Origin of the sequence: Actinoplanes italicus, assembly GCF_003001815.1 — a bacterium.
Classification (GTDB): domain Bacteria; phylum Actinomycetota; class Actinomycetes; order Mycobacteriales; family Micromonosporaceae; genus Actinoplanes; species Actinoplanes italicus.
The window spans coordinates 40,490-53,510 of the sequence record NZ_PVMZ01000030.1 but is presented as its reverse complement, the minus strand read 5'-3'; the positions used below and the strand labels follow the sequence as shown (position 1 = coordinate 53,510).

13 protein-coding genes are annotated in these 13,021 nt (G+C 70.9%); 9 read left to right on the top strand and 4 right to left on the bottom strand.

All coding sequences use genetic code 11. The features are described from left to right. Positions 1–44 precede the first annotated feature (44 nt). The 4 genes from CLV67_RS44905 (at position 45) to CLV67_RS44890 (ending at position 4,754) form a co-directional block, all read left to right on the top strand. A complete protein-coding gene (locus CLV67_RS44905; protein WP_203737137.1) occupies positions 45–2,141 on the top strand; it encodes an MMPL family transporter in 2,097 nt (698 codons plus the stop codon). Positions 2,142–2,158: 17 nt separating this feature from the next. After that, the gene (locus tag CLV67_RS44900; RefSeq protein ID WP_203737138.1) at positions 2,159–2,581 is read left to right on the top strand and encodes a hypothetical protein; all 423 of its coding nucleotides are present in this window, start codon (positions 2,159–2,161) and stop codon (positions 2,579–2,581) included. A 78-nt stretch (positions 2,582–2,659) separates the two neighbouring features. Beyond that, positions 2,660–4,420 (top strand): hypothetical protein, encoded by a 1,761-nt coding sequence (locus tag CLV67_RS44895; RefSeq protein ID WP_106330019.1) that lies wholly within the window; start codon positions 2,660–2,662, stop codon positions 4,418–4,420. Next, positions 4,413–4,754, top strand: coding sequence for a hypothetical protein (locus CLV67_RS44890; RefSeq protein WP_146169547.1), 342 nt, complete (start codon positions 4,413–4,415; stop codon positions 4,752–4,754). The genes CLV67_RS44895 and CLV67_RS44890 overlap by 8 nt, the downstream gene beginning before the upstream one ends. A gap of 222 nt (positions 4,755–4,976) precedes the next feature. Here CLV67_RS44890 and CLV67_RS44885 read toward each other — a convergent pair whose 3' ends face one another. Continuing rightward, positions 4,977–5,786 (bottom strand): hypothetical protein, encoded by an 810-nt coding sequence (locus CLV67_RS44885; RefSeq protein WP_146169546.1) that lies wholly within the window; start codon positions 5,784–5,786, stop codon positions 4,977–4,979. A 65-nt stretch (positions 5,787–5,851) separates the two neighbouring features. Here CLV67_RS44885 and CLV67_RS44880 point away from each other — a divergent pair, with 65 nt between their 5' ends. Both CLV67_RS44880 and CLV67_RS44875 read left to right on the top strand, forming a co-directional pair. After that, positions 5,852–6,202: a GntR family transcriptional regulator gene (locus tag CLV67_RS44880; RefSeq protein ID WP_106330013.1), complete on the top strand. Its 351-nt coding sequence runs from the start codon at positions 5,852–5,854 to the stop codon at positions 6,200–6,202. Then, positions 6,199–7,179, top strand: coding sequence for a DUF1648 domain-containing protein (locus CLV67_RS44875; RefSeq protein WP_106330011.1), 981 nt, complete (start codon positions 6,199–6,201; stop codon positions 7,177–7,179). The genes CLV67_RS44880 and CLV67_RS44875 overlap by 4 nt, the downstream gene beginning before the upstream one ends. Positions 7,180–7,286: 107 nt before the next feature. On the opposite strand, the gene CLV67_RS44870 is transcribed toward CLV67_RS44875, so the two are convergent. Then, a complete protein-coding gene (locus CLV67_RS44870) occupies positions 7,287–8,675 on the bottom strand; it encodes an MFS transporter (RefSeq protein WP_170154242.1) in 1,389 nt (462 codons plus the stop codon). A gap of 68 nt (positions 8,676–8,743) precedes the next feature. After that, complete coding sequence (locus CLV67_RS44865; RefSeq protein WP_106330007.1) at positions 8,744–9,676, bottom strand: DUF1963 domain-containing protein; 933 nt, start codon at positions 9,674–9,676, stop codon at positions 8,744–8,746. A gap of 44 nt (positions 9,677–9,720) precedes the next feature. Here CLV67_RS44865 and CLV67_RS44860 point away from each other — a divergent pair, with 44 nt between their 5' ends. Then, complete coding sequence (locus tag CLV67_RS44860) at positions 9,721–10,080, top strand: hypothetical protein (RefSeq protein ID WP_106330005.1); 360 nt, start codon at positions 9,721–9,723, stop codon at positions 10,078–10,080. Between the two features lie 6 nt (positions 10,081–10,086). Here CLV67_RS44860 and CLV67_RS44855 read toward each other — a convergent pair whose 3' ends face one another. Next, positions 10,087–10,629, bottom strand: a complete 543-nt coding sequence (locus CLV67_RS44855) for a CGNR zinc finger domain-containing protein (protein WP_106330003.1) — start codon at positions 10,627–10,629, stop codon at positions 10,087–10,089. 69 nt (positions 10,630–10,698) lie between these two features. Between CLV67_RS44855 and CLV67_RS44850 the strand changes: the two genes are divergently transcribed. Then, positions 10,699–11,691, top strand: coding sequence for an EamA family transporter (locus CLV67_RS44850; protein ID WP_106330001.1), 993 nt, complete (start codon positions 10,699–10,701; stop codon positions 11,689–11,691). A gap of 9 nt (positions 11,692–11,700) precedes the next feature. Next, positions 11,701–13,005 carry an SMI1/KNR4 family protein gene (locus CLV67_RS44845; protein ID WP_146169545.1) on the top strand — a complete coding sequence of 435 codons (1,305 nt, stop codon included), beginning with the start codon at positions 11,701–11,703 and terminating at the stop codon, positions 13,003–13,005. Positions 13,006–13,021 lie beyond the last annotated feature (16 nt).

Here is a 13,021-nt window from a genome sequence, read left to right as displayed (position 1 = left end):
AAGCCTACCAGGGGGTGCTCCCTGTGCCATTTCGTCACCGACGCTTGATTCTGCTGCTCACCGGCCTGTTGACCGTGGTTCTCGGTGCGGTCGCCGCCGGGGCGATGAACGCCATGGTGCTCAGCCGCTGGGAGGCGCCCGGCAGTGAGTCCGTCCAGGTGCAGGAGCTGCTCGCCCGCGACCACGGCACCGGCAACGCCAATCTGGTGCTGCTGGTCAGCGGGGCGATCGACGATCCAGCCACAGCCGCGGCGGCCACAGCGGTCGCCACCGAACTGCGCGGCGAGCAGGCGGTGGGCGACGTCTGGTCCTACTGGTCACGCGGCGGCGACCCGACGATGCGCAGTTCCGACGGCCGGCACGCGGTCATCCTCGCGCACGTCACCGGCGACGCCACCAGTGCGCGCCTGCTGATCAGGGAGCGGATCCTGCCCACCTACACCCGCGACGACGGCGTCCTCCGGGTCGACGTGGGCGGTGCCGAGGCGGTGTCCAGTCAGGTCAGCCAGCAGGCCACCCGCGACTTCCTGCGCGCCGAGCTGCTGATCCTGCCGGTCATGACGATCCTGCTCGTGTGGCTCTACCGCCGGGTCCGGCTCGCTCTGCTCACCCTCGCCATCGGATTGTTCGCGGTGCTCGGCACCCTCGCCGGGCTGCGGATGCTCACCGGATTCACCGAAGTGGCCACCTTCGCCGCGAACATCACCCTGGTGATGGGCATCGGTCTCGGCATCGACTACAGCCTGTTCGTCATCGCGCGGTTCCGCGAGGAGCTCACCGCGGGTGCGACGATCAAGAACGCGATCATTTCCACGGTACGCACAGCGGGGCGCACGGTCGTCTTCAGCGGACTGACCGTGGCCGCGTCGCTGTCGGCGCTGCTGCTGTTCCCGTTCGCCTTCCTCCGGTCGTTCGCCTACGCCGGCATCCTGGTCGTGGCCCTGGCCGTCCTCGGCGCCCTCACGATCCTTCCTGCAGCCCTGGCCGTTCTCGGCCCGCGGGCGCTCCGACGCAACCCTCGGCCCGAGGCCGACGACGGATTCTGGGTCCGCGCCGGTGGGGCGGTCATGCGCAGGCCGGTCCTGTTCGCCGCGTTCGGCCTGCTCGTCGTCGGCGTGCTCGCCGCCCCGGCTCTCGGCCTGCGCCTCGGATTACCCGACGATCGGGTGCTCCCGCCGACCGCCTCGACCCGGCAGACCTATGACGTGATGCGTGACGTGCTGCCCACCGAGCCGCAGGACGCCCTGCACATCGTGACCACCTCGACGGATGTGGCCGGCTATGCCGCGGAGGTGTCGCGCGTTCCCGGCATCGCACAGGTCAACGCGGCGGCCGGGGTGTTCGTCGGCGGCGTCCGTGTCGGCCCGGCGCCGTTCACCGGTTCCCGGCTCGAAGCCGTGCCCACCCGCGAGATCCTCTCCGGCACGGAGACGCCCGCGCTGGTCGCGGCCGTGCGTGCCGTGCCGCAGCCACCCGGTGGCGCGCTGGTCGGCGGCTACCCGGCGGAGCTCACCGACTTCCGGGCCATGCTCACCGACCGTATCCCGCTCGTGGCCGCCGTGCTGCTGGCCATCTCGTTCGCGGTGCTGTTCGCGATGTCGCGCAGCCTGCTCATCCCGGTCAAGGCGACCGTCCTCAATCTGCTGAGTCTCGCCGTCATGTTCGGAGTGCTGGTCACCGTGTTCCAGAACGGCTTCCTCGCCGGCGTCCTGGGCTTCACGCCGATCGGCACCCTCGACCCAGCGTTCCCGATCCTGATGTTCTGCGTCGCCTACGGCCTGTCCATGGACTACGAGGTGTTCCTGCTGTCGCGTATCAAAGAGCGCTACGACGCGACCGGTGACAACACCCGCGCCGTTCTGGAGGGGCTGCAACGCAGTGCCCCGTTGGTCACCGCGGCCGCCGCGATCCTGGCCGTGTCGTTCGCCCTCTATGCCACCGGTGAGGTCATGTACCTGCAGATGGTCGGCGTCGGCACCGCCGTCGCGATCATTGTCGACGCCACGATCATCCGCGCGATCCTGGTGCCCGCACTGATGCGGCTGGCCGGACGCGCCAACTGGTGGCCTGCCCGCCCGGCCGCACCACGCCCGCATGCCGCGAGGTTGACGCGAGTGGAGGCACTTCCCGGTGATCGGTGAGCGGAATACTGCGACGCATGATCGAAGCGCATCTGCCGCGGCGCCGTCTGCACCGCGCCGTGTTCGTGGCCGCCGGCGTCTACAACATCGCGTGGGGGCTGTATGCCGTGGCCGACCCCCAGTGGCTGTTCCGGGTGTCCGGCATGACGCCGCAGAATCAGCCGCAGATCTTCATGACACTCGGCATGGTTCTCGGGCTGTACGGCCTGCTGTACCTGGAGGTGGCACGCCGTCCCGAGGACGGGTTCGCGATCGCCGCGGTCGGGCTGGCCGGCAAGCTGCTCGGGCCGATCGGGTGGCTCGGTCTCTACATCACCGGCGAGTGGCCACTCGCGTCGGGCGTCATCCTGCTCACCAACGACCTGATCTGGTGGCTCCCGTTCGGTCTTTATGTGCGCGACGCGTGGCCGCACTGGCGCCGGACCCTGACACGCCGATGACGATCAGCCGCTCGGCGGACCCCTTCCGCCCCGGCGAGCCGATACGTTGGCCATCTCGTTCCATATCGGAGGGTGGCGATGGTCGATCCGGAGGTTCCGTCCGAACCGTTGTTGAGCACCCCGGGGTACCGGCCGCCCGAGACGATGAACGCCACCACCCGGCACCTGTGCGCGGCGCCCTATGTGGATGTGACGTTTGCCGACGACGTCATCAGGGAGGTCGTCGAGTCGGAGCGCAAGGCGGTGCCACCGTCGTACGGCTTCGACATCGATCCGGTGGTCCGGCACAGCCTGCGGGCCCGGCGGCTGCTGGTGCTGCGGTACGCGCTGGTCACGTTCGTACTGATCGTCGGCTACTGCCTCAGCCCGCTCGCGACGTTCTGCTGGCTGCTGCTGTGCGGGTTCGTGGTGGCCGTCCGCTCGCGGGTGATGCGGGCACTGGCACCGCAGGTCCGGTGGGCGATCGTGGCAGCGATCGTGGTGGTCGGCTTCTGCTCGGTCGCCTTCTCGATGCTGCAGAGCATGGGCGACCTCGAGGATCTGCTCCTCTTCAGCGACTACGGGAGCGGCACCTACGGATCCGACTTCGGCGAGAGCGGGTTCGATGGCGGCGGCTTCGGGCTGACGGTCTTCGACTTCCTCTACCCGTTGCTGCTGGCCTCGGCCATGTTCGCGGTGCTGTTCCTGTCGCGCCGGCACGTGTTCGGCATCATCACCACCGAGCTGGCGCCGGGCACCCCGACGACCGCACCGCGCAGCACCAACCCGCGGGTGGAACGGCGGCTCGCCGTCGTCGCCGGGATGCAGCGGGGCAACATCGCCGTGCACGACCGGGACCCGTTCCTCGGTGCGGGCTGGTTCGAGCACGGGTGGGAGTTCGCCATCACCCTCGGCCCGGCCGAGCGGCCCGAGGGCGAGACCGTGCCGGAGCGCGTCCACCTCGACGGGGCGGAGCTGAACCGGCGGGTATCGAAGGCGATCCTCGACCTGCGGTCGGAGCAACTCGGCGACGGCGAGAAGATCCCGAACGTGTTCGTCGTGCCGTACGTGGCCGCCGACGGGTGGCGGCGCACCGACGACCCTCTCGTCGACCCGGCCACGCGGGCGCCGTACACCATGGCCTCGCCGGAGACCCTCGCCGCGATCGAGGCGTGCCCGCAGGGCGGCATGCGGCACTATCTGCGGGCGGTCGTCCCGGCCCACGGCAAGGAGGTCCGCACCCCACAGGGCAGGCCCGTGCTGCCGGCGCAGGACAGCGGCGTCGCGGTCACCGCCTTCGTCCATCTGGCGCTGGAGGGCGGGTTGCTCTACGCCGAGTTCGTCGCCACCGTGATGCCCGAGGTGCGACGGCTCTACCAGCTCGGTGACATCCTGAAACCCGAGCGGGTGCCGGTGCACGCCGCCGAGACGACGCTGCGGCACTTCTTCCGTGACAACCTGTTCGGCGTGATCCACCTGGCCCGGATCGGCTGGAACGTGATCCGCCTGCAGGGCCGGATGTCCAAGTCGGCGCGAGACGCCGACGAGTTCCGCTTCTACGACTACGGCGCCGACCTCAGTGTCCGGGAGCACGGCTCGGACTGGCCGACCGGCAAGTACATGCACCATCTTGACGCCGCGAAGTACATTGCGCTTCTGGACAAGGCCGTCACACAGTCGATTCTGGACTTTCTGGACGAGCACGGGGTCAACACCACCGAGTTCCGCGCCAAGGCGGCCAGCATGTCCTTCGACTTCAGCACGAAGACGTTCCACGGCGGCCAGCAGGTCTTCGGCAGCCACAACCGGATCAGCCAGACGAACATCCCGAAGACGCCCAGAGGAGGTGCCGGTGGCTGAGCAGCGCTTCGAGAACTTCACCTTCCACGGTGGACAACAGGTCTTCGGCGACCACAACACGGTGAGCCAGACCAACCACTACGGCGACGAGCGGGATGCCATCGTCGGCCAGTTGGAGACGATCCGGCGTACCGCGCCGGACCCGGCGGCCGTCGAGTCCGACGTCGCCGCCATCGAGCAGGCGCTGGCCCACCCGACCGAGGAGAATCGCGGCCGGATCCAGCAGGCGATCGACGGGCTGACCAGCAAACTCGGCACCGTGCAGACCGCCGCCGAGGCGTTCGCGGCGGTCGGTGTGATCGCCGGCATCGTGGCCGCGAACTGGCCGTTCTGAGCCGCCAGCCGTTCTGGGTAGCCAGCCGTTCTGGGTCGCTGGTCGTTCTGGGTCGCTGGTCGTTCTGGGTCGCCTGCCGTTCTGGGTCGCTGGTCGTTCTGGGTCGCTGGTCGTTCTGGGTCGCTGGTCGTTCTGGGTCGCTGGTCGTTCTGGGTCGCTGGTCGTTCTGGGTCGCTGGTCGTTCTGGGTCGCCGGCCGTTCTGGGTCGCCGGTCGATCCGGGTCAGATGTCGTTGGCGGACCGGGTTTTCAGGCCGTTGGCCCGGGCGACCGGGTTCCACTCCCTGAGGAAGGCGCGCTTCGCCGTGCCCGCACTGTCCGAGGCGCTGCGGCCACGGGCGTAACCGGCCTCGTCGGTCGCGTCGCATCCGCCCCGCAGGGTGGGCTCGGCCCAGGTCAGGAAGCCCTGGTCGGCCTCCCACGCGAAGCGCAGCGCCTCGATCAATCCGGCCCGCAGCGTCTCGCCGCCGGACACGGCGCTCAGATCGGCGTTGCGCACGGTGTCCATCTGGGACTGCCGCTCGACGCCGACGGCCCGGATGTCCGCGACCGCGCCGGACAGGTTCTCGCAGTCGCCGACCCGCTCGATCGCCACGTTGAGCTTGCGGCGGCTGGCGACGCTCTCCGACAGCACCGCGTCGACGACCCGAGCCTGCGCCCGCGGGTCGGCGAGGGCCGTCGGCGATGCCGAGCCGGTCGGCGTGGTCACCGCGCTCGGCGTGGTAGCTGCCGCCGCCGGCGGGGTCACTGCTGTCGTCGGATCCGTCGTGGGCACGGTCAGGGACGAGCCGGCCCGCACAGGCGGATCCGGTTCATCGCGGCCGGATCGCAGGTAGAGCCCAGCGGCGACCGCGAGGAGCAGGACCAGCACGCCGACACCGGCGAGCAGCGGGATCCGGATGGTCCGCCGGTTCGGCGGCGGCGGAACCGGTGCGGGCGGGTGAACCGCGGTCTGCCGGGTCAGCGCGGAGTTGCACCGGGCGCACAGCGTGCTGGCCGGGTCGTTGTCCAAGCCGCAGGTGGGACAGACCATGTCACCCATCGTATCGATCGGCATATAACTGGCGCTTGCCTTGATTGTTTGCATACAATGCGAACATGTTGGTTCGCATAGACCCGGCCTCGAGCATGCCGCTCGCCGACCAGATCGCCTCGCAGGTGCGCGGGGCGGTCGCCGCCGGACGCCTCGTTCCCGGCGATCGGCTGCCCGCGGCCCGTGAGCTGGCCGAGGCGCTGGAGGTCAACATGCACACGATCCTGCGGGCCTACGCGCAGTTGCGTGACGAGGGTCTGATCGAGCTGCGCCGCGGGCGTGGCGCCACGGTCCGCCGTGACGAAGCGGCCGACCGGGCCCGCCTGGTCGACGCCGTGCACACGCTGCTCGACGCGGGCCGGCGGCTGGGACTGGACATCGACGAGGTAGTCGAGGAAGTACGGAGGCTGGCATGACCATCGACAACGGAGGCCGGGCGCGCTGGTTGCCGGGCGTCGCACTGACAGCGCTGCCCGCTCTGCTGGTGCCGCTCATCGAGCGGGCCTGGGTGGACCGGCTGCCCGACCCGCTGCCGATCCACTGGAACATCGCCGGTCACGTCGACCGCACCGCGAGCGTCGCCGGGATGACCACCACGACGCTCGTGATCGCGGGTCTCGCGGTCCTGGTCGCGCTCGTGGTGGCCCTGGTGCCGGCCCTGTCCTGGCGGGTGCGGCGGGTCGTGATCACCGTGGCCGCCGTCCACTCGGCCGGTGCTGCCGGCATCTGGATGATGACCGCGGGGATGTCACTGGACGCGGCCACGGCCGAAGACGTGACCAACCCCGGCTGGCAGGTGACGGCGTTGCTGCTCGGCGCGGCGGCGTGGGGCGTGGTCGTCGCGCTGTCGTGCGGGAGGGCTCCGGCACGGTCCGGCGTCACCGACCCGCCGCCGGCCGGGCTCGCCCGTCTCGACCTCGCGCCCGGCCAGCGTGCCGCCTGGACCGAGATCGCGCCGATCCCGCGTATCGCCTTCTGGGTGCTGGCTGCGCTGCTCGGGATCGCCGCCGTGCTCGCCGTCGCCGTGAACGCCTGGGTCGCCGTGCCGCTGGTGCTCGTCGCCGGGATCGTGATGGTCGCGCTCCAGGCCCGGTTCACCGTCGATGGCAGGGGAGTGACGATCGGGTTCGGGCCGTGGGGATGGCCCCGTGTGCGGGTGCCGTTGCGCGAGATCGTCTCGGCCGCGCCCGGCTCCGTCCAGATCGCACAGTGGGGCGGCTGGGGATACCGGGTCAGCCTCGACGGCCACGGTCGTGGGCTGATCCTGCGCAGCAGCGGTCCGGCCGTACGGCTCGAACTGTCCGACGACCGCTACCTGCTGGCCACCGTCCGCGACCCGGAGACCGTGGCCGCCCTGGTCAACAGCCTGCTCGACACCGCCCGAACGTCCTGACCGCCGGTCCTCCACGGGACAGGTGATCCGCGATACCTGTCTCAGGGACGGCGGCTTGCGACAAGGGGTGACGGCGAGCGGGCCGGAGGGGCGGGTGGCGGTGCCGGTCAGGCGGGGACGGCGAGGTGCGGGGCGGCTCGCGGGGTGCGGAGATCGAGGGCCGCGCAGGCGGCGGAGGCGGTCATCATCGCCAGACAGATCGCCAGCGCCGCGGTCACCTGCTGGCCGGCCGCCATCAGGCCGGTGACCGCGGCCGTCGCCAGGGTCGCCGAGATCCGCTGCGAGACCTGCAGGAACGCGCCGGCCAGCCCGGCCGCTCCGGCGGGGGAGTGTGCCAGGGTCAGAGCCTGGTTCGGCGACATCATCAGGCCGCCGCTGAACCCGGACAGGAACTGGGTGGCCGACAGCGCGATCCCGATCGCCGGTTCGGGGACGGTGTGCAGCACCACGATCGTCGCCGCGATCGAGACCGCCGAGCCGATCAGCGCGCCGACCACCCCGGCGCGGCCGAAGCGGGACAGGAGCCGCCAGCTCTGCGACGCGGCCACCGCGAAACCGACCGCCCCGAAGACCGTGGTCGACGCCGCGGCCAGCGGTGACCAGCCGAGCCCGTCCTGCAGATACAGCACCAGCACCAGCACCGTCGACAGCGACGCCCCGAACTGGAACATTGCGGTCAGCGTGCCCAGGCTGAACCCGCGCGAGCCGAGGAGTTCCGGCATCAGCACCGGCGTCCGGCCGGAACGGGCGTACCGCCGCTCCCACCAGGCCAGCGCCAGCAGCGCGACCACGGCCATCGCCGGCCACGCGGCCGTCGGCAACCCCTGCCGGGACGGCAGCACGAACGGCAGCAGCAGGCACAGTGTCACGGTTCCGAGCAGGGCCAGCCCGGGCAGGTCCAGTGTGGTGCGACGTGCACCCGCGGGCCGGCCACCGGGCAGGAACTTCATTGCCATCGGTACGGTGAGCAGCCCGAACGGCACGGTCAGGAGGAGCACGACCCGCCACCCGTGCTCATCACCGGCGGCCCCGAGGACCGCGCCCCCGACGAGCGGCCCGAGCACGGAGGCGATCCCGGCGGCCGTGGCATAGGCGCCCAGCGCACGGGCCCGTTCCCGGCCGGCGAACAGGTCCTGGATGATGCCATAGACCTGCGGGTTCACGATCCCGGCGCCGGCACCCTGCACCAGCCGCGCGACAGCCACCACCCACGGCTGCGAGGCGGTGCCGGCGACCACGGCGGCCGCGGTGAACAGAGCGATCCCGCCCGCGAACAGCCACTTGCGGCCGTGCGCGTCACCGAGCCGCCCGGCCGGGACCATGACCAGCCCGAACGTCAGCGAATACCCCGCGACGATCCACTGGATGGTGGCCGGTCCGGCACCCAGCGACTCGCGTAGCGCAGGGATCGCGGTGTTCAGGCTGGCCTGGTCGACCAGCGTGGTGAAGGCGGCGGCGAGGCAGACGGTGAGGACGACAGTGTTCCGGCGGGGCACCCACCGAATCTATCGAGTACGGGCCGATCCGCGGTGGTGGCCCTTACCACTCGAAGGGCGGCGAACGGTCATTGCATGGCGGTCGCGGTCGGGTGGCCGAACGAGGCCGGGCAGCGGAAGACGTACAGCGAGTAGCCGCGCCCGATGGTGATCCCGGTCGGGGTGAACGGCGTGTCCTCCGACGGCGCCCAGACGCACTCCCGGCCGTTGCGTTCGGAGGAGGCCGCGGTGAACAGCAGCGTCATCGGTGTGCCGCACTCGGCGCAGTCCATCGGCGCCGGGTCGGTGAGCGACCAGTTGGCGTGACCGCCGACCTTGAAGCCCGGCGCCTGGGACACCTCGAAATAGCCGATCACCTCGTCGTCGTCCTCGTCCTCCTCCGAAGCGGTGACCAGTGCTTGCAGATCCTCGGGCAGCAGGTCGGGGTACGGGTACTCGACGACCTGCTCGGGGTGGACCACGCAGGGCGCCGGCAGATAGTCGTCGCGGACGACCAGCGGCTCCGGTGCCGTGCTGAGGGGCGAGGTGATGTCGGCGGTCCGCCGCCAGTAGACCCGGGGCCGGGGGTTGTAGCCCTCCTCCGGGTGATCGAGCGGGCACCACAGCACCTGCAGCAGATCGGTGTCGCCGGGCCCGGTGTAGTCGGGGATGTCGCGGCGGTACAGCTGCGCCACCGGGACCAGGGAGATCGGCTGCTCGATCAGGTGGCCTAGATCCTGGCCGGTCAGGTCGTTGAGTTCTCCGGAGGCCCCCGCGATGATCGCCCGGCTCCGGTGGACCGCCGCCGGGGTGCTGAGCTGGAACACGTAGTGATGGCCGCCGTCCTCGCAGACCGGCCACGGCTCGTCGGCCGGCCACAGCAGCGGGCCACCGATCGAGCTGTCCGCGATGGTCGGCGCTCCGGGCCTCGGGTGCAGCCGGGTGGCGGTCGCCGCATGCCCGGCCAGGTCGGGGAACAGCTCGAGTACGTCGAGTGGGAGCGGCGGCGTGATCGGCGTCATGGCCGGTGATCATAGGCGGCGGTGCGGGACGGTATCTTGCCCCGATGCAGCAGAGCGTCACCGTTCCCGCCCGGCGTCTGACCTGGTTTCTCGTCGTGCTCCAGACGGTCGTGGCGGCCGCCTACTTCTACGGGGTCGTGGCCTTCGCCGCCACCGAGGCCGAGTCCTTTCCCGAGCACGCGCCGCCGGCCTGGGCGATCCCCGCGGTGCTGGCCACGCTCTTCGGGCCGGTGCTGGGTCTGATCGGTGTGGTGGGCGGGCTGGTCCTGCTGCGGGGCGGTGAGTACCGGGCCGGCAACGACCACTGGCGCCTGCTGGCGGCCGCTACCACGGTCTGTGCCCTGATGCTGGTGACGATGCTTTCCCCGTACGGCTGGAAGGTCTTTGACTGGTATGTCTCCTGAGGTGATCTAGCGGTTCCTGCGTGCCCGGAAGGCCGTCATGTTGACGCGGTTGCCGCAGCGGACCGAGCAGAAGCGCTTGGAGCCGTTGCGGGAGAGGTCGAGGAAGAGGCCGTCGCAGTCGTCGGCGCCGCAGACGCGGAGGCGGCCGGTCTCGTTCATCCGGATCACGTCGATGAGGCCCATGGCTGCCTCGACCCGGATGCGCTCGGCGAGGGGCGCGTCGGGTTCGGTGGCGTGGATGTGCCAGTCGTAGTCGTCGTGGCGGACGAGGTGGGGCACGGCGTGTGCCTCGCGGAGCATGCGGTTGACGGCGTCGACAGCGTCGTCGCGGTCCAGCACCCAGACCTCGCGCAGCAGGTCACGGGTCTCGCGGACGGCGGCGAGCTCGGCCTTGTCGCGGTCCTTACGGCCGGTGTAGCCGACCAGTAGCGCGTCGAGCTGTTCGAGGGTCGTCAGCTCGTCGCCGCCGGACCGGGAAGCGCCCGGTGAGGTGTTGGCGAGGTCCACGACGAAATTCAGCGCCTCCTCGGTGTCAGGGGCAAAAAGCAATTTGACTCCTTATCCAGAGCGGCCTAGCGTCAGGGGCGTAAGTAATTTAGCCCATCACAAGGGGATGCCGTGAAATCGCCGCAGCTCGTCGGGCTCGCCGCCGCGGTCACATCCGCAGCCACCTTCGCCACGTCCGGCGCCTTCATCAAGCCACTGCTCGAAGCGGGCTGGTCACCGGCCGCCGCCGTCACCGCCCGCGCGCTCGTCGCCGGCCTTCTCCTGCTTCCGCTCGTGGTGTTCTCCCTGCGCGGCAGATGGGACGCACTGTGGCGCGGCCGCTGGCGCATCCTCGGCATGGGTCTCATCGCGGTGGCGTTCACGCAGCTCACCTACTTCGCGGCGATCCGGCTCATCCCGGTCTCCACGGCGCTGCTCGTCGAGTATCTCGCGCCGCTGCTGCTGGTGATCTGGGTCGCGGTGACCACCCGGCGCGTGCCCCGGCCGATGGTGCTGCTCGGGTCGGTGCTCGCGATCGGCGGGCTGGTCCTGGTCATCGGGCCGGGAGCAATCAACGCCGTCGACCCGGTCGGCGTGGCGCTGGCGTTCGCGGCGGCGGTCGGCTGCGCGGTCTACTTCGTGGTCGCGGCACGGCCCTCCGACGGGCTGCCGCCGGTGGCGCTGGCCGGGATCGGGCTGCTGCTCGGCGGGCTCGCGCTGGGCCTGGCCGGTGCGGTCGGGCTGGTGCCGATGGAGGCGCGCTTCGACCAGGTGCCGCTGCTCGGCGCGATCGTTCCATGGTGGGTGCCGCTCATGGTGGTGGCGTTCTTCGGGACCGCGGTGGCGTACGCGGCGGGGATCTTCGGCTCCGGCCGGCTGGGCTCGCGGCTCGCGTCGTTCGTCGGGCTGCTGGAGGTGGTGTTCGCCTCGGTGCTCGCGTGGATCGTGGTCGGGGAGGCGCTCACCCCGCTGCAGATGGCCGGTGGCCTGCTGATCCTGGCCGGTATCGCGGCCATCCCGGCTGAGCCTGCCGTTCCCGCTGAGCCCGCCGTGCCTGCTGAGCCTGCCGTCCCGGCGGAGCCGGTCGTTCCGGCAGGGGCCGCATACCGGACTCCCGGTGTCTAAAGTGTCCGAGTGGAGCGGGGATGGGCGGGCCGCGGCCCGTGGGTGATTGCGGCGACCTCGGCTGACATCGAGGTGAACGACGCGGTGAAGGCCCTGGTCGAAGGGGACCATGTCGCGACGGTGCTCGTCGGTCCCGGAGATGCGGTGCCGGCGGCCGGGGCCCTTCACCTGACCGATGCCGAGAGTGTGAGTGTCGAACGGGCTCGGGACCTCATCGGTGCGATGACCAGGGCGTACGACCTCGTGTTGATCTCCGGAGGCGCCGGGCTCCTCCTGCCGCTCGGCAAGGACGGCTGGACCCTCGTCGACCTGGCCGTGCGGCTTCCCGCCCCCGTTCTGGTGGTGGCCGCCCCGGGGAAGGACACGGAGAACCATCTCTCGCTGGCCCTCGACGCGCTCTCCGGCCGTGGCATCCCTGCGTCGGTGCTGACCATCGAGGACGGCGACCTCTCGGTGAAACCCGTCGGGCCGGTCCCGGTCGAGACGCGGCCGCCGCTCCCGGCCGAGCCGCGAGCCGAAACGATCAGCGGCAGAAGGTTCGTGGTCTCCCTGGCCGGCGTCTTCGCGGTCATGGTCCTTGCCCCGTGCGGGCTGGCGTTCTGCAATCGGACCGAGACGACCGCCACGACGTCGTTCACCCCTACCGCCGTCCTCTCGATGGCGGCGCCACCCCCGGTTCCGTCGGTGCGTCAGCGGCTCTCCACCGACGTCTGCCCCGAACACGCCGGCCCGGTCACCGTCGGCCGTCCCGGCCGGGCCGCCACTGCCCGGGTCGACCGGGCCTGGCAGCGGATCGAGAAATGGCTGGCCGCCAACGCGCCGGTCAGCCACGATTCCCTGCGACCTCCGGCCTCGTCCGCCTCGATCGACGTTGCCCAGCGGCGGATGTCGGTAGCGTTCCCCGACGATCTGGTCGCGTCACTGCGGCGGCACGACGGCGGCAACCGGTTCAGCCTGCCACCCTTCTTCGCCCCGGAGAGCGTCGACCAGATCTACCGTGACTGGCAGGTCAACTGCAAGGTGCTGGCGGGTGCCGCCGGCGAATGGGCCGAACCCTGGTGGCACCCGGACTTCGTGCCGTTCGCCGAGGCGGGTGACGGCGGCAGCCTGGTCGTCGACCAGCGGCCCGGAGGCCACGGCCGGGTCGGCGAGTTCTACCCCGAGGACGGAACGAACTTCGAGCGCTGGCCCGCGTCGGTCGCCGAACTGCTGGAGAGGACCGCGACGTCGCTGGAGACGGGGAAGCCCTACGAGGGGCGCTACAAGCCGCGGGTCGTGAACGGTGCGGTGGACTGGGAGATCCTCCGGAGGTAGTGCCAGCACTACCATC

Excerpts from the sequence above, each read along its gene's own strand:
- CLV67_RS44900 (WP_203737138.1), top strand. The coding sequence starts at position 2,159 with ATGATCGAAGCGCATCTGCCGCGGCGCCGTCTGCACCGCGCCGTGTTC.
- CLV67_RS44895 (WP_106330019.1), top strand. The coding sequence starts at position 2,660 with ATGGTCGATCCGGAGGTTCCGTCCGAACCGTTGTTGAGCACCCCGGGG.
- CLV67_RS44885 (WP_146169546.1), bottom strand. The coding sequence starts at position 5,786 with ATGGTCTGTCCCACCTGCGGCTTGGACAACGACCCGGCCAGCACGCTG.
- CLV67_RS44880 (WP_106330013.1), top strand. The coding sequence starts at position 5,852 with ATGTTGGTTCGCATAGACCCGGCCTCGAGCATGCCGCTCGCCGACCAG.
- CLV67_RS44875 (WP_106330011.1), top strand. The coding sequence starts at position 6,199 with ATGACCATCGACAACGGAGGCCGGGCGCGCTGGTTGCCGGGCGTCGCA.
- CLV67_RS44865 (WP_106330007.1), bottom strand. The coding sequence starts at position 9,676 with ATGACGCCGATCACGCCGCCGCTCCCACTCGACGTACTCGAGCTGTTC.
- CLV67_RS44860 (WP_106330005.1), top strand. The coding sequence starts at position 9,721 with ATGCAGCAGAGCGTCACCGTTCCCGCCCGGCGTCTGACCTGGTTTCTC.